At 48.4% G+C, this 15403-nt stretch carries 15 protein-coding genes; 6 read left to right on the forward strand and 9 right to left on the reverse strand.

Annotated features, from left to right (window positions below; all coding sequences use genetic code 11):
- The first annotated feature begins 21 nt into the window (after positions 1 to 21).
- The 4 genes from NFHSH190041_RS09640 (at position 22) to NFHSH190041_RS09655 (ending at position 4263) form a co-directional block, all read left to right on the forward strand.
- Positions 22 to 915: an acetaldehyde dehydrogenase (acetylating) gene (locus NFHSH190041_RS09640; RefSeq protein ID WP_261921668.1), complete on the forward strand. Its 894-nt coding sequence runs from the start codon at positions 22 to 24 to the stop codon at positions 913 to 915.
- Between the two features lie 15 nt (positions 916 to 930).
- A complete protein-coding gene (dmpG, locus tag NFHSH190041_RS09645) occupies positions 931 to 1983 on the forward strand; it encodes a 4-hydroxy-2-oxovalerate aldolase (protein WP_261921669.1) in 1053 nt (350 codons plus the stop codon).
- A gap of 5 nt (positions 1984 to 1988) precedes the next feature.
- A complete protein-coding gene (locus NFHSH190041_RS09650; protein ID WP_261921670.1) occupies positions 1989 to 3335 on the forward strand; it encodes an MFS transporter in 1347 nt (448 codons plus the stop codon).
- 148 nt (positions 3336 to 3483) lie between these two features.
- Complete coding sequence (locus NFHSH190041_RS09655; RefSeq protein ID WP_261921671.1) at positions 3484 to 4263, forward strand: SDR family oxidoreductase; 780 nt, start codon at positions 3484 to 3486, stop codon at positions 4261 to 4263.
- Between the two features lie 184 nt (positions 4264 to 4447).
- Here the strand turns inward: NFHSH190041_RS09655 and serS are convergent, their stop codons facing one another.
- The 6 genes from serS to lrp all read right to left on the reverse strand — a co-directional run bounded on the left by serS (position 4448) and on the right by lrp (position 11310).
- The gene (serS, locus tag NFHSH190041_RS09660) at positions 4448 to 5731 is read right to left on the reverse strand and encodes a serine--tRNA ligase (protein ID WP_261921672.1); all 1284 of its coding nucleotides are present in this window, start codon (positions 5729 to 5731) and stop codon (positions 4448 to 4450) included.
- An 18-nt stretch (positions 5732 to 5749) separates the two neighbouring features.
- Positions 5750 to 6124 carry a fluoride efflux transporter CrcB gene (gene crcB / locus NFHSH190041_RS09665; protein WP_261921673.1) on the reverse strand — a complete coding sequence of 125 codons (375 nt, stop codon included), beginning with the start codon at positions 6122 to 6124 and terminating at the stop codon, positions 5750 to 5752.
- Complete coding sequence (locus tag NFHSH190041_RS09670) at positions 6117 to 7448, reverse strand: replication-associated recombination protein A (RefSeq protein WP_261921674.1); 1332 nt, start codon at positions 7446 to 7448, stop codon at positions 6117 to 6119. The genes crcB and NFHSH190041_RS09670 overlap by 8 nt, the downstream gene beginning before the upstream one ends.
- Before the next feature lie 3 nt (positions 7449 to 7451).
- Positions 7452 to 8072, reverse strand: a complete 621-nt coding sequence (gene lolA, locus NFHSH190041_RS09675) for an outer membrane lipoprotein chaperone LolA (protein WP_261921675.1) — start codon at positions 8070 to 8072, stop codon at positions 7452 to 7454.
- Between the two features lie 13 nt (positions 8073 to 8085).
- On the reverse strand, positions 8086 to 10605 hold the full coding sequence (locus NFHSH190041_RS09680; protein WP_261921676.1) for a DNA translocase FtsK: 2520 nt from the start codon (positions 10603 to 10605) through the stop codon (positions 8086 to 8088).
- Positions 10606 to 10800: 195 nt separating this feature from the next.
- Entirely contained in the window at positions 10801 to 11310 is a 510-nt protein-coding gene (lrp, locus tag NFHSH190041_RS09685) for a leucine-responsive transcriptional regulator Lrp (protein ID WP_261921677.1), read from the reverse strand.
- A 180-nt stretch (positions 11311 to 11490) separates the two neighbouring features.
- Here lrp and ald point away from each other — a divergent pair, with 180 nt between their 5' ends.
- Together ald and trxB are read left to right on the forward strand one after the other, a co-directional pair.
- Entirely contained in the window at positions 11491 to 12609 is a 1119-nt protein-coding gene (gene ald / locus NFHSH190041_RS09690; RefSeq protein WP_261921678.1) for an alanine dehydrogenase, read from the forward strand.
- A 148-nt stretch (positions 12610 to 12757) separates the two neighbouring features.
- Positions 12758 to 13711, forward strand: coding sequence for a thioredoxin-disulfide reductase (trxB, locus tag NFHSH190041_RS09695; RefSeq protein ID WP_261921679.1), 954 nt, complete (start codon positions 12758 to 12760; stop codon positions 13709 to 13711).
- 488 nt (positions 13712 to 14199) lie between these two features.
- Here the strand turns inward: trxB and rplT are convergent, their stop codons facing one another.
- From rplT to infC, 3 genes are all read right to left on the reverse strand, one after another.
- Positions 14200 to 14559: a 50S ribosomal protein L20 gene (gene rplT, locus NFHSH190041_RS09700; protein ID WP_028775125.1), complete on the reverse strand. Its 360-nt coding sequence runs from the start codon at positions 14557 to 14559 to the stop codon at positions 14200 to 14202.
- Positions 14560 to 14577: 18 nt separating this feature from the next.
- Positions 14578 to 14772, reverse strand: a complete 195-nt coding sequence (gene rpmI / locus NFHSH190041_RS09705) for a 50S ribosomal protein L35 (protein WP_261921680.1) — start codon at positions 14770 to 14772, stop codon at positions 14578 to 14580.
- Between the two features lie 91 nt (positions 14773 to 14863).
- Positions 14864 to 15403 carry a translation initiation factor IF-3 gene (gene infC, locus NFHSH190041_RS09710; protein WP_261925083.1) on the reverse strand — a complete coding sequence of 180 codons (540 nt, stop codon included), beginning with the start codon at positions 15401 to 15403 and terminating at the stop codon, positions 14864 to 14866.

Below are 15403 nucleotides of genomic sequence, written 5' to 3' on the forward strand. Positions count from 1 at the left end.
TTAACAGATAAGGAAACCTGAATGAGCAAAATTAAATGTGCCCTGATCGGCTCAGGCAATATCGGCACGGATCTTATGTATAAATTGCAGCGCAGTGAACTGCTTGAGCCCGTGTGGATGGTGGGCATTGACCCCGAGTCAGACGGCTTGGCGCGCGCGCGGGAAGCTGGGCTCCACACCACCGCAGAGGGTGTCGATGGCCTGTTACCCCATATTGAACGAGATAATATCCGCATCGCTTTTGATGCCACTTCCGCGTATGTTCACGCTGAAAATTCAAAAAAGCTCAATGAACTTGGGGTGTTAATGATTGATTTAACCCCCGCTGCCATTGGCCCCTATTGTGTGCCGCCGGTCAATTTAGACAACCTTAAGCCCGGCGTGATGAACATTAATATGGTCACCTGTGGCGGCCAGGCAACAATTCCCATGGTCGCAGCCGTATCCCGCGTTCAAGCTGTGGAGTATGGTGAAATTGTTGCCACAGTCTCATCCCGCTCCGTCGGCCCGGGAACCCGACAAAATATTGATGAATTTACCCGCACCACAGCCGGTGCTGTAGAGAAAATCGGCGGCGCAGACAAAGGCAAAGCCATCATTATTATCAACCCGGCAGAGCCACCACTACTGATGCGCGATACGATTCACTGTTTAACAAAAGAGCAGCCGGATCACGCCGCGATTACGGCATCGGTGAAGGCGATGATCAGCGAAGTACAACGTTATGTTCCCGGCTACCGGCTAAAAAACGGCCCGGTATTCGATGGCCGAAAAGTGTCCGTGTTTCTGGAAGTCGAAGGCTTGGGAGATTACCTGCCCAAATATGCCGGCAATCTCGACATTATGACTGCGTCAGCTACCCGCAGTGCCGAAATGCTAGCTCAAACAATGCTCGCCACCGACAGCCCTGCTTGATCTAAGGAGAACACCATGAATTTACAAGGAAAGCAGGTCAAGCTGCATGATATGTCGCTACGTGACGGTATGCATGCCAAACGCCATCAAATTAGTCTGGATGAAATGGTTGCCATCGCCTGTGGCCTTGATGATGCAGGCGTGCCATTAATAGAAGTGACCCATGGAGATGGGCTCGGTGGCGCATCGCTCAATTATGGTTTCCCCGCCCACAGTGATGAAGAATATCTGCAACAGGTTATTCCCCGGATGAAACAGGCAAAAATTTCCGCCTTGCTACTGCCTGGGATAGGAACAGTGGATCATTTAAAAATGGCCCACAGATTAGGAGTCCATACCATTCGGGTTGCCACCCACTGCACTGAGGCTGATGTGTCCGGCCAACATATTCGTCTTGCCCGTGAGTTAGACATGGATACCGTTGGCTTTTTAATGATGGCGCATATGATTTCGCCGGAGCAACTCACTGAGCAGGCACTGCTGATGGAGTCTTATGGTGCCAACTGCATTTACTGCACTGACTCAGCAGGTTATATGCTGCCTGATGATGTGACAGAGCGAATTACGCTGCTGCGAAGCAGTCTCAAAGTCGAGACAGAAATTGGCTTCCATGGTCATCATAATCTTGGGATGAGTATTCCTAACTCGTTAGCTGCTCTTGCCGCAGGCGCTGTGCGCATTGACGGCTCAGTTGCCGGACTTGGCGCCGGTGCGGGCAATACACCGCTAGAAGTGTTTGTTGCCGTACTGGAACGCATGCAGGTTAATCATGGCATTGATCTCTACCGCATTATGGATGTCGCGGAAGATTTAGTTACCCCGATGATGGAGCAACCCATTCGTATCGACCGAGATGCCCTGACCTTAGGATATGCCGGAGTTTACTCATCATTTTTACTGTTTGCCCAGCGAGCAGAGCAGACATATGGCGTACCCGCCCGGGATATTTTGCTCGAGCTTGGTCGGCGCGGCACTGTCGGTGGGCAGGAAGATATGATTGATGATACGGCCATGACCATGGCCAAAAGTCGGGGACTACCATTAATCCAAGCTGACAACGTGGAATAATCCAGATGGCATCCTTGCCCTCTCAGCAACGCGCTGGTTGGTTGTTGCTGTTACTCACGCTCTTTTATGGGCAGACTTTTGTCGGCCGGCAGATCCTCGCAGTCATGATTGAGCCGGTAAAACAAGAATTTGCCGCCACTGATGCCCAAATGGGGCTGGTGTCCGGCCTCGCCTTTGCCGGGGTATTTGCCCTGCTAGCCTTACCGGCCGGACGACTTGCCGATCGCAGTCACCGGCCCAGACTACTCGCCGCCAGTGCTCTGCTTTGGTCCTTATCTACCCTGCTTTGTGGGATGGCGGAAGGTTTTATCGCTCTGGTACTGTTTCGAATGTTGGTGGCAGTAGCCGAAGTGCCGGTAGCATCAGCCTCTATTTCTCTGATCTCTGATGCCTACCCGGCCAGTAAGCGGGCCTTTGCCATTAGCCGCTTTTCCTCCGCGGCAACCTTCTCAGCGGTGATCGCCTTAAGTCTTGGCGCAATGCTGATTGACACCTTGGGCTGGCGCTACAGTTTTATGCTTATCGCAGTACTGACCTTGCCCTTGGTGATATTGATCCTGACGCTAAAAGAATCCCGCCCGGCACCAACTGTGGCTACAGAGATAACAGAGACAACACATGGGGCGGCAAATCCGTCGCAAGCCACGACTTGGCAAAGCAGTCTGTTGTTACTGTGGCAACTGCCTAGCGTTAAAGCCATTATTCTCGCCAGTGCGCTGGCAACCATGGGCTCAAATGCCTATGCCATGTGGAATGCCGCCTTTTTAATCCGCTCTCACGGTTTAACTTTGCAACAAGCCGGACTCTTGGCCGGAGTCATTGCCGGGGGCGCATCGGCAGCAGGCATGCTGATGGGGGGCTATTTGGCTGATCGCCGCCATGGCATGGGCAATCCCCTCAGCTTAGCCATTTGGGGACATCTGCTTGGGTTAAGCTGCCTGATCTTATACCTGCTTTGGCCCAGTGAAATGAAAATTGAGCTGTTGGGTATGCCAATTCCTGCTGCCATGCTGGCCTGTGCACTAGCGGGATTTTTCTCTGTCTTCTGGGTTGGCCCCAGCTTTGCCCAATTAACCCAGCGGGTGCCGGCTAATCTCCGCGCAACCGCCGTTGCGCTGCAAACCATGCTGGTGACTTTACTCGGGATCGGTGCAGGTCCATTTCTTGCTGGAATGCTGAGTGACTGGCTCACGCCTTCATTTGGTATTGATGCCCTGCGTTATGCGCTGATCCTTACCAACAGCTGCATTCTTATCTCGGTATTACTACTTTGGCGGGTTAATCAACTCTCCGCCGCCGAAATGGCAGACAGTGCTCAGCAGGCGGTAATACAGCAACCATCGGCGCACTAACAAGTTAACCAAGTGGGTCATGACAAGATGGCCATAAAGTAGTCGGTGACTAAAAAATAACTCAGTGACAAATGAATATGCAACTCACAATTCGCGTTAACATGACCACAATAAACTCAGGTTTTACGGACAATCAGGGAGAATTATTATGTCCATTATTGCAGTAACCGGCAGTGCTTCTGGTATTGGTGCCGCGGTATGTCAGCAACTCATCGATAAGGGGCACACAGTGATCGGTATTGATTTACGCACCGATCAACAATTTACCCAGGTGGCTGCTGATCTGTCACAACCCCAAGGACGACAAGCGGCCATTGAACATGTGCAATCACTGTGCAACGGACAATTAGATGGATTGGTCTGTTGTGCCGGTCTTGGTGTCACCGCCCCCAGCAGCAGTTTAATTATCGGCGTCAATTATTTCGGCGCGGCTGCATTGGTTAAGGGGTTATTGCCCCAACTGCAAAACAGCAAGCAATCAAGTGTGGTGATTATTGGCTCGGTTGCAGCCAATCAACAACTTGCCGCGCCCCATGAAATGGCCAGCGCCATGCTTGATAATGATGAAACCCAAGCTCGCGCACTAGCAGATACCGCCCAAGCGCCACATATTGCCTATGCAGCATCAAAATATGCTATTACTGCGTGGGCCAGAGCGGAAGCGGTAAAACAGGGCGCCGGTGGTGTGCGGATCAATATCGTTGCACCAGGCGCGGTAGAAACACCGCTGCATAAGGCATCAAAGGAAGACCCCCGCTTTGGTGAAGCGGTACGTAATTTTGTCGCGCCGATAGGACGTGCTGGTCAACCGGCTGAGATTGCGGCTACAGTCTCCTTTTTACTGTCCACTGAGGCCAGCTTTATTACCGGCAGCGTACTATTCGTCGATGGCGGTATGGATGCCATGATGCGCAGTAAACACTTCTAGCGGCTGTTGAACTTGCAAGTTTATGTTCGCAGCGATTTGATACAAAGCAGCAACTTTGAGATGTCGTTGCGCGACTTGCATCGCTGAATACAAAAATCCCCCGCATTGTGTCTTGCGAGGGATTTTTTCGTTACTTGCCTACACTCAGCAGGCTAACTCCCAACCGTTATCAGTACGCGACTGATTAACCCAGCTGAGCCAGACCGCCCATATAAGGACGCAGTGCTTCTGGTACTGTGATAGTACCGTCTGCATTTTGGTAGTTTTCCAAAATAGCAACCAGAGTACGACCCACAGCCAGACCAGAACCGTTCAGAGTATGCAACAGTGCAGGCTTGTTATCGCTACCACGGAAACGGGCTTGCATACGGCGAGCCTGGAAGTCCTTCATATTGCTGCATGAAGAAATTTCACGGTAGGTATTCTGCGCTGGCAGCCATACTTCCAGATCGTAAGTTTTGCTTGAGCCAAAGCCCATATCGCCAGTACACAACACAACCACACGGTAAGGCAGACCCAGCTTCTTCAGAATATTCTCAGCATGACCGGTCAGTTCTTCCAGAGCATTCATGGAATCTTCTGGCTTAACCAGTTGTACCATTTCAACTTTATCAAACTGGTGCTGACGGATAAGACCACGGGTATCTTTACCATAAGAGCCTGCTTCACTACGGAAACAAGGGGTATGGGCAGTCAGTTTGATTGGCAGTGCGGCTTCATCAACGATGGTATCACGTACCAAGTTAGTCAGTGGTACTTCAGCCGTTGGGATCAAGCTCAGACCTTGACCTTCTTCAGTCGCAGGTTTGGTGTGGAACAGATCTTCCCCAAACTTAGGCAGCTGACCGGTACCCAGCAGACTGTCAGCATTCACCAGATAAGGTACGTAAGCTTCAGTGTAGCCATGCTCTAAGGTATGGGTATCAAGCATAAACTGCGCCAGTGCACGGTGCATACGGGCAATCTTACCTTTCATCACGATAAAGCGTGAGCCGGTGATTTTCACGGCGCTCTTGAAATCCAGTCCTTGCAGACCTTCACCCAGATCAACGTGATCTTTTACTTCAAAATCAAAATGACGTGGCTCGCCCCATTTACGGACTTCCACGTTTTCATTCTCATCAGCACCCACTGGTACGGACTCATCCGGCAGGTTTGGTGTGCTCATGGCAATGGCGGAGATATCATTCAACAGATCCGACAGCTCTTGCTTCTTGGCATCCAACTGGGAACCCAGATCCCCAACTTGTGCCATAATCGGGGCGATATCTTCACCCTTGGCTTTCGCCTGACCGATGGACTTGGAGATAGCATTGCGCTTAGCCTGCAGTTCTTCAGTTTCAACCTGCAGAGATTTGCGCTGTTCTTCCAGCTTTTGGATACGATCAACATCCAGGATAAAGCCACGGGTTGCCAGACGTTCGGCAGTGACTTCCAGTTCTGTACGCAAAAATTTAGGATCTAACATGTTTTATTTTCTTAATAGTTAAACGCGAGAAAAGACCAATTGCTGCCCCAGATAAACCACAAAAAAGCAGATCATCAGGTTCAGCACCACGTTGAGGCCGGCTTTGAGCCATTCACCATCCTGTAGCAACAGCATGGTCTCGTTGGAGAAAGTTGAAAACGTCGTTAAGGCGCCCAAGAACCCAACACCAATCATCGCTTTGAGCTCAGGACTGAGGTGACTGACTTGTCCTAGTGCATAGACGACTCCCATAATAAAGGAGCCCAACACATTGACCAACAGTGTACCAAAAGGAAAACCGGTGCCAAGCACTTGTATCATAAATATTGAGATCAGATAACGGCAAACGGCACCCGCGGCGCCGCCCATTGCAACAAATAAGATATCACTCATAGCGTTTGTTCCCGCTGAGCATATCGAGCTCAGCTAATTGGGCCAGCTTATCTTTGATCCTTTTTTCAAATCCCCGTTCAGTGGGGAAATAGAAGCGACTGTCCTTGAGTGGCGCAGGAAAATAATTTTCACCTATCGCATAAGCGTTAGGCTCATCATGGGCATAGCGATAACCTTCACCATAACCCAAATTTTGCATCAGCCCAGTCGGGGCATTACGCAGATGATTGGGCACAGGTTGATTACCACTTTCTCGAGCAAGTAGCCGAGCAGCCTTGAAAGCTGTGTATACCGCATTACTCTTAGGGGCACTGGCCAAATAAAGAATCGCTTGAGCAATCGCCCGCTCCCCTTCTGCAGGCCCCACCCGATGAAAGCACTCCCAAGCATTCAGAGCAACTGTCATCGCCTGAGGATCGGCATTACCAATATCCTCTGAAGCCACCGCCAACAAACGACGAGCAACATAAAGTGGATCGCCGCCCCCTTCTAAAATACGACAATACCAATACAAGGCCGCATCCGGTGCCGAGCCACGAATGGATTTATGCACCGCAGAAATCAAATCATAATACTGATCACCGTTTTTATCGTACCCGGCCATCTGTTGGCCTGCGACCTGTGTCAGCATCTTTGCGGTAAAACTGCCACCATCGGGCACCATGTCACTCATCAGCTCAAGCAGGTTCAGCGATTTGCGGCCATCACCATCACAAATATCTGCCAGTTGGGATAACACATCATCGCTGATCTGCAACTGACGCTGCCCCAGCCCTCGCTCTGAGTCAGTCAGTGCCTGACGGACAATCTGACAGATCTCATGCTTCTCCAGTTTATGGATAAGATACACCCGGGCACGGGACAGTAACGCATTATTGATTTCAAATGAGGGATTTTCTGTGGTGGCTCCAATAAAAATCACAGTGCCATCTTCAATAAATGGCAGAAAAGCATCCTGCTGACTCTTATTGAATCGGTGCACTTCATCAACAAACAGCAAAGTACGTTGACCACGGGCCTGAGCGACCGCTTTGGCCTGCTCAATGGCAGCGCGGATTTCCTTCACCCCGGAGGTCACAGCCGAAATCCGCTCCACATGAGCATTAGTACAATTGGCCACTAACTCAGCTAAGGTTGTTTTACCTGTGCCAGGAGGCCCCCATAGCAACATGGAATGAGCCCGACCGGCCTCAAGTGCTTGACGCAAGGGCTGACCTTCGCCAAGCAAATGCGCCTGACCGATATACTCCGACAAATCACGTGGCCGCATACGCGCGGCCAGTGGCCGAAAATCAGGCGCAAAATCAAAACTCAAACTGCTCACACATTATTCCCCGGTGCGCTGATCATCCACATCCACATTCTCAGGCACGGTAAATTTAAACAGGGCGTCATCCTTGGCATCCAACGCCCGCTGTCCTTTGAGTTTGAAACGACTGTCATTTCCCTGACTGTCACGAATACTAAACGTGCTCAGGGTTTGCCCCTTAAAACAAACATCAACGCCAACCACCTGACTGTCCAGCTGCTTGGGTTTGATATGATAACACTCACCGTCACGGGTCACGTTATAGTTTTGCCAAGTCTTAGCATCCCGGTGAACCAGCAAAGCAATGGGCGATGCCGCAATCACATCCTTCATATCCATTACCGTCACTTCTTCAGCAAACGGATTGTATACCCAGACATCTTTACCATCAGCCACAATTAAGGATTCATCTGGCTCAGTTAAATGCCAATACAAGCGATTGGGATAGGCCAGTGCAATCACCCCACTCCCCTGTTGAATCTCCTTATGGTTGACATCGGTCACCTGCTGCTGAAAGTCTGCTGTCATTCCATTTAAATGAATCAATTGTTGTTTCAGCTGATCGGCATCATTGGCCATGGCCGCTGTACTGAGCAAGGCTGACAGCCCCAATACCGACAACCTAATAATTTGTTTCATACAATACACCCTGTTAATGCTTAGGTGGCGGAGGTGCCAGCACTTCGCGGTTACCGTTATGTCCTTGACTACTGACCACGCCCTGCAATTCCATTTGTTCGATAATGCGAGCAGCACGGTTATAGCCGATTTTAAATTTACGTTGCACACTGGAAATGGAACCACGGCGGGTTTCAGTCACAAATGCCACCGCCTCATCATACAGTGCATCCAACTCTTCCTCCGCGTCTGCGGTTTCGCCCGGCAGCAACACCTGCTCACCATCGCTGGCTCCTTGCAGGATTTCATCTATGTATTGAGGTTTACCACGGGCATGCCAGTCAGCTACCACTTTGTGAACTTCATGATCATCAATAAAGGCGCCGTGAACTCGAATAGGAATACTTGTACCAGGCGGCAGATATAACATATCCCCCATCCCAAGCAACGTTTCTGCGCCCATCTGATCCAAAATGGTTCTGGAATCAATTTTGGACGATACCTGAAAAGCAATCCGCGTTGGAATGTTGGCCTTGATAAGGCCGGTAATCACATCCACAGAGGGGCGCTGAGTCGCCAGAATTAAATGGATGCCTGCGGCGCGGGCTTTCTGCGCAATACGCGATATCAGCTCTTCAACTTTCTTACCGACAATCATAATCATGTCAGCGAACTCATCCACAACCACCACAATAGATGGCAATTTATCCAATTCAGGAGCTTCAGGTGCCATGCTGTCGCTAGACTTCCACAATGGATCCAGAATCGGTTGGCCCGCGGCTTTCGCATCGGCAATTTTAGCGTTATAACCTTTAAGGTTACGCACACCAAGGGCTGACATCAGTTTATAGCGACGCTCCATTTCGCCGACACACCAGCGCAGCGCATTGGCAGCCTCTTTCATGTCAGTCACCACCTCACATAGCAGATGGGGAATGCCTTCATACACTGACAATTCCAGCATTTTCGGGTCAATCATGATAAACCGCACATCTGCTGGGGTAGATTTATACAGCAAACTGGTGATCATCACATTCACCCCAACAGACTTACCCGAGCCTGTAGTACCGGCAACCAACAGATGCGGCATTTTCCCTAAGTCCACCACCACAGGTTCACCGGCAATATTGGCACCGAGCACCATGGCTAGGTTGGATGGGTTATCGGTAAATGCTTGGCAGTCCAGCACATCACGCATATAAACTGTTTCGCGGTACTTATTGGGGATCTCTAACCCGACATAAGCCTTACCAGGGATAACCTCGACAACACGCACATTTTCAGCCAATAGTGAACGAGCTAAGTCTTTGGCAAGGTTTGTAATTTTTGACGCTTTTACCCCTGGCGCTAATTCCAGCTCAAAGCGCGTCACAACGGGGCCCGGAAACACCCCCATCACCTTGGCAATCACATTAAAATCAGCCAATTTAGCCTCAACCAGCCGAGCAATATGATCTAACTCTGCTTGGGTAATGGGGTTTTTAGTCCGATGTGGAACATCCAATAAACTGATATCAGGCAACGGCGTTAATGGCTGAGTCATCACAGGTGTGCCGTCATCTAAAGTAATAATGCCATCGACTACCTTAGCCTTACTGGCATCCATACGTTTAACAGCATTCACAGCGCCTGTTGAGGCTTTAACACTAAAATCAATCTCATCCATAACCTGTTGAGATTGCACGCTGTGCTCCACTTCACTATCAGACTGTGGCTGTTGCACGTCATGCTGACTACTATTTCCTGCTGCAAATATTGCATCAGGAATATCGCTACTAGCCGCAACCGGAGCCAATGATATGCTTGGTTCAGCTCGGGATGTATCTTCAGGGGAAGACAATGGTAAATCAGCATGATGCGCCCCGTGATGCTTTTCCCGACTGGCTTTAAATTTATCAACCAAGGACATAAAGCCCCGAGTATCATCTGACTCCCTAGTATGGTTACGTAATTTAGCCGGCAATTGATATAACCAACGCGCAGCAGTAATCGTGCCCCACCCCAGCATATCAACCACAGTGACCCAACTAATACCGGTCAACAGCGTAAATCCGGCGCAAACAAAGCACAGCAGCAACAAGGTTGTGCCCAGCACATTAAAATAAGGCAGCATGGCAGCTGAAATCACATCACCAGCGACACCACCGGCCGAAAAACCATAAATATCATTGGCATTCATACTGGCCAGTGCCGCCAAGCTCAGCACCATCAATAAAAATCCCACCAAGCGCAATCCAACTGAGAAATAATCAACCTCAGCCAGCTTATGCAAGCGTTTAAATAACACCCAACCGGCCAGTGCTGTAACAAAAGGGATGAAATAGGCGGTATAACCAAAAAAATAAAACAGCACATCTGCCAGCCAAGCGCCGACCGCACCGGTAAGATTATGAATGTCGCCCTGATAACTGGTTTGGCTCCAACCCGGATCAGCCGGATTAAAACTACTCAGTGCCAATAAAATAAACGTGGCCAGCATACAGCAGCACAATAAGCCGCCTTCCTGCAGACGCTGCAATCCGGTAAGGGGCGTAACATGTTTTCCCTGAGACAAGCTAAACATTCCATAACTGGCATTGAAAGATTGAATAAAGATACCAGAAACTATCTGAATATGCAGCGAATAGTCGGTCTAACGGGTGAAAATTGAGACAATGTGTAACTTGGCTGAAAAGTGGATGAAAACTGGATTAATTTAGGGCAGGAATAGATGAAATTAAGGGCCACTAATGGCCCTTAATCAAACAACTCAGGCTTCAGTTTTTGGTAAAGGCTGAATCGCTACGCGGTTGGTCTGTTTAACTTCTTCCATCACTACATAAGTGCGGGTATCAGAAACAGCCGGCAGTTTAAGCAAGGTTTCGCCAAGCAGTTTACGGTATGCCGACATATCGGATACGCGGGTTTTCAGCAGGTAATCGAAGTCACCGGAAACCAGATGACATTCTTGAATATCATCAAGTAACTGAACTGCGCGGTTAAACTTATCAAACACTTCTGGAGTGTCACGGTTAAGTGTTATCTCAACAAAGACCAGCAGAGATGCGCCAAGGAAATGAGGGTTAACCAATGCAGTATAGCCGTTGATATATCCCTGTTTCTCCAGCCGTTTCACCCTTTCCAAACACGGGGTTGGACTCAGCCCCACCCGTTTTGATAGTTCGACGTTCGAGATGCGACCATCAATTTGTAGTTCGTTAAGAATGTTACGATCTATCCGATCCAAGTCTTTTACAGGACTCTTTTTATTATATGGCATATTTATTAACCTTGTTTTATCACTAAAACAACATTTTATTTCGTGCGTGTCGAATGTTCAGCAGCATTAACTGCCTGCTGAATACTATACTAGATATCCCTGAAAGAATCACCTTCAGGAAGCATAAAATAACAATTATGCCCATGATAAATGGGTTTTTTCTTGATTAGAGGCTGAAAGATGATCATAGGTGTACCCAAGGAAATAAAGAACCACGAATACCGTGTTGGCATGGTGCCAGCGAGCGTTCGCGAGCTCTCTTTACAGGGGCATAACGTCTTTGTAGAAACCCATGCAGGCATGGGCATCGGATTCAGTGATCAGGATTATATTGATGCTGGTGCTCAGATTTTACCCTCGGCACAAGCCGTATTTGATGCTGCAGAAATGATTATTAAGGTAAAAGAACCTCAAGCTTGTGAAAGGGCAATGTTACGTCCAGAGCAAATTCTATTTACTTATCTGCATTTGGCACCAGACCTGCCCCAAACGCGAGAATTAATTGACAGTGGTGCTGTCTGTATTGCCTATGAAACGGTCACAGATGATAACAATGGCCTGCCATTGTTAGCACCTATGTCTGAAGTTGCCGGACGCATGTCCATCCAAGCTGGCGCGATGGCACTGGAAAAGTCTCGAGGCGGTCGCGGCGTGTTACTTGGCGGGGTTCCCGGTGTTGAGCCTGCCAAGGTAGTGATTATCGGCGGCGGCACCGTAGGCACAAATGCGGCACAGATGGCGGTCGGTATGGGAGCAGATGTCACGGTACTGGATCGCAGTCTCGATGCTTTACGTCGGCTCAATGTACAATTTGGTTCTCGCGTAAAAGCAGTTTATTCAACTGCAGATGCGATTGAGCGCCATGTGCTGGATGCTGACTTGGTGATTGGTGGAGTACTGATCCCAGGCGCGGCCGCCCCCAAATTAGTCACCCGCCAGATGATAAGCCAGATGAAACCGGGCAGCGCCGTGGTTGATGTGGCAATTGATCAGGGTGGATGTGTGGCCACCTCTAAAGCAACCACCCATGAAGAGCCCACGTATTTGGTCGATAATGTTGTACATTATTGTGTCGCTAATATGCCCGGCGCAGTAGCGCGCACTTCCACTTTTGCACTCAACAATGTCACCCTGCCCTATATTTTAAAACTGGCAAATGAAGGGTATCGAGAAGCATTGCTATCAGATCCACACCTGCTTAATGGCTTAAATGTCATGGCAGGTAAATTGACTTGTAAAGAGGTCGCTATCGCCCATCAGCTCCTCTATGCAGACCCATCTGCACTACTCGCAAGTTAAGTGGTAACAGATTAATCTGTACCAAGGCATATGGCCTTAGAAAAGGGAGCAGCGCTCCCTTTTTCGATTGGTGCAATCGGTGCAAGTCCTTTACCCTGTTAGACAAATTACCTACAATCGGCCAAATCATTCAGGCATGGAGTTTAAAATGAGCCAGAAGAAACACTGTAAGTTATTGATTTTAGGTTCTGGTCCTGCGGGGTATACCGCCGCAGTTTATGCCGCCCGAGCCAACCTTGACCCTGTTATTATCACAGGAATGCAGCAAGGTGGCCAATTGACGACAACCACAGAAGTGGAAAACTGGCCAGGTGATCCCGATGACCTGACAGGTCCTGTGCTAATGGAGCGCATGCAAAAGCACGCAGAAAAATTTAATACTGAAATCGTCTTTGACCATATCAACCGAGTTGATTTCAGTCAGCGTCCCTTCCAGCTATTTGGCGACAATATGCATTACACCTGTGATGCACTAATTATCGCTACTGGTGCATCCGCTAAATATCTTGGTTTACCTTCTGAAGAAGCCTTTAAAGGTCGAGGCGTATCAGCCTGTGCTACTTGTGATGGTTTTTTCTACCGCAATCAAAAAGTCGCTGTAGTCGGTGGTGGCAATACCGCAGTTGAAGAAGCGCTATACCTCAGTAATATTGCCGCTGAAGTCCACGTAATCCACCGTCGTGACAGCTTCCGTAGTGAAAAAATTCTGGCTGACCGCCTCCTGGAAAAAGCCCGTAGTGGCAATGTGGTATTACATCTTGATCGCACACTCGATGAAGTATTAGGAGATCAGATGGGCGTAACGGGCCTAACGATGCGTTCAACCAAAGATAACAGTAACGAGCAGCTTGATGTTGCAGGTGTCTTTATCGCCATCGGCCACAGCCCTAATACTGAGATTTTTGCCGACCAACTGGCGATGAATAATGGCTATCTAAAAGTACAAAGCGGTTTAGAAGGTAATGCAACCCAAACCAGTATCCCCGGTATTTTTGCCGCAGGCGATGTAATGGATCATGTATACCGCCAAGCAATTACCTCTGCCGGTACCGGCTGTATGGCCGCACTGGATGCAGAACGTTATCTAGATAGCCTCAAGTAACGATTTTTACTGCATAAACCATTGTCTTTAAAAGCCTGTTCAGCGAACAGGCTTTTTTTATTCACTTGCTACTTTATCAGTCGGTAGCAGAGGCATAGCACTTTCCTCAAACAAAATTCAGCATTCATTTGTTAGGAACACATAGATTGCCTGCCGTGGGTAATAATCTGACAGTCAATATAACCCAGACTTTTTAGCCAAACAGCTAACCTTAATACCAAGCCAAACTAAATCAACACACAGTAAAATTTAATCGATCACTATCGTATATTTATTGAACTGATATATTTTATCTATCCACTTAAGAATATCGAGGTTAAGGCTCAAGATCTAAATTACAGGATATAACAAGCAAGAAAGAGGGAAAGAAAAAAGAAAGGGAGAGAAAAATAAGACGATTAACTTGAACAAGTGTGAAACAGTATAATAAACCCAATAACGAAAAAAGGGACCAAATGGTCCCTTTTTAAAGAAAAAGCCGTTGCTAATTACTTAGCCAGAGCTTCTTTTGCCTTTTCAACCAGAGTAGCAAATACTACTTTGTCGAATACAGCGATGTCTGCCAAAATCTTACGATCGATTTCGATAGAAGCCTTCTTCAGACCGTTGATAAAACGGCTGTAAGACAGACCATTTTGACGAGAAGCCGCATTGATACGAGCAATCCACAGTTGACGGAATTGACGTTTCTTCTGACGACGGTCACGGTAAGCATATTGACCAGCTTTGGTTACAGCTTGTACTGCAACACGGTAAGTACGGCTACGAGCGCCATAATAACCTTTAGCCAGTTTCAGAACTTTCTTGTGACGAGCACGAGCGGTTACACCACGCTTAACTCTAGGCATTTGTTATCTCTCCTTTAATTAAGCGTATGGTAGTTGACGTGCAATTGCAGGCATGTCAGCTTTAGCTACTAAACATTTAGCACGCAGGTGACGCTTACGCTTGGTGCTTTTCTTGGTCAAAATGTGACGCAGGTGAGCTTGCTTACGCTTGAAACCATTAGCGGTTTTCTTGAAGCGCTTTGCAACACCGCGATCTGTTTTCATCTTAGGCATTGAAAATACTCCGCATTGGAATAGTTAATAAAACGCAAGGCGAAAAGGGCGTTGATAAAATCAACCCCCTTTTACTTTGAAGGTTGCCTTACTATTTCTTCTTCGGCGCGAGAACCATAACAGCTTGTCGGCCTTCCATTTTCGGGAAGGATTCTACAACTGCCAGCTCTTCCAGGTCGCCTTTGATACGGTTCAGAAGATCCATACCCAGGTTCTGGTGAGCCATTTCCCGGCCACGGAAACGCAGCGTAATTTTAGCTTTGTCACCGTCTTCCAGAAAACGAATCAGGTTGCGTAGTTTTACCTGATAGTCGTTCTCATCAGTTCCAGGACGGAATTTAACTTCCTTAACCTGAACCTGTTTTTGCTTTTTCTTCTGTTCTTTAGCAGCTTTAGCTTTATCGAACAGATATTTACCGTAGTCCATTATGCGACAGACTGGCGGTTCGGCATTCGGACTGATCTCTACCAGATCTACACCTGCTTCATCAGCCAGGTTCTGTGCTTCACGAATACTGACGATACCGATTTGCTCGCCATCAACGCCGTTTAAACGTACCTCTGGTACACCAGTGATTTCATCATTGATACGATTTGGGGCAGCCTGACGCCCTGCTTTCTTGATCTTTAT

The organism is Shewanella sp. NFH-SH190041 (assembly GCF_024363255.1).
Classification (GTDB): Bacteria; Pseudomonadota; Gammaproteobacteria; order Enterobacterales; family Shewanellaceae; genus Shewanella.

What these genes read in the sequence shown, in the direction of transcription:
- rplT (WP_028775125.1), bottom strand. Translation starts at nt 14,559, where the DNA reads ATGCCTAGAGTTAAGCGTGGTGTAACCGCTCGTGCTCGTCACAAGAAA.
- NFHSH190041_RS09650 (WP_261921670.1), top strand. Translation starts at nt 1,989, where the DNA reads ATGGCATCCTTGCCCTCTCAGCAACGCGCTGGTTGGTTGTTGCTGTTA.
- ald (WP_261921678.1), top strand. Translation starts at nt 11,491, where the DNA reads ATGATCATAGGTGTACCCAAGGAAATAAAGAACCACGAATACCGTGTT.
- crcB (WP_261921673.1), bottom strand. Translation starts at nt 6,124, where the DNA reads ATGAGTGATATCTTATTTGTTGCAATGGGCGGCGCCGCGGGTGCCGTT.
- NFHSH190041_RS09640 (WP_261921668.1), top strand. Translation starts at nt 22, where the DNA reads ATGAGCAAAATTAAATGTGCCCTGATCGGCTCAGGCAATATCGGCACG.
- lrp (WP_261921677.1), bottom strand. Translation starts at nt 11,310, where the DNA reads ATGCCATATAATAAAAAGAGTCCTGTAAAAGACTTGGATCGGATAGAT.
- lolA (WP_261921675.1), bottom strand. Translation starts at nt 8,072, where the DNA reads ATGAAACAAATTATTAGGTTGTCGGTATTGGGGCTGTCAGCCTTGCTC.
- trxB (WP_261921679.1), top strand. Translation starts at nt 12,758, where the DNA reads ATGAGCCAGAAGAAACACTGTAAGTTATTGATTTTAGGTTCTGGTCCT.
- rpmI (WP_261921680.1), bottom strand. Translation starts at nt 14,772, where the DNA reads ATGCCTAAGATGAAAACAGATCGCGGTGTTGCAAAGCGCTTCAAGAAA.
- serS (WP_261921672.1), bottom strand. Translation starts at nt 5,731, where the DNA reads ATGTTAGATCCTAAATTTTTGCGTACAGAACTGGAAGTCACTGCCGAA.
- NFHSH190041_RS09655 (WP_261921671.1), top strand. Translation starts at nt 3,484, where the DNA reads ATGTCCATTATTGCAGTAACCGGCAGTGCTTCTGGTATTGGTGCCGCG.
- dmpG (WP_261921669.1), top strand. Translation starts at nt 931, where the DNA reads ATGAATTTACAAGGAAAGCAGGTCAAGCTGCATGATATGTCGCTACGT.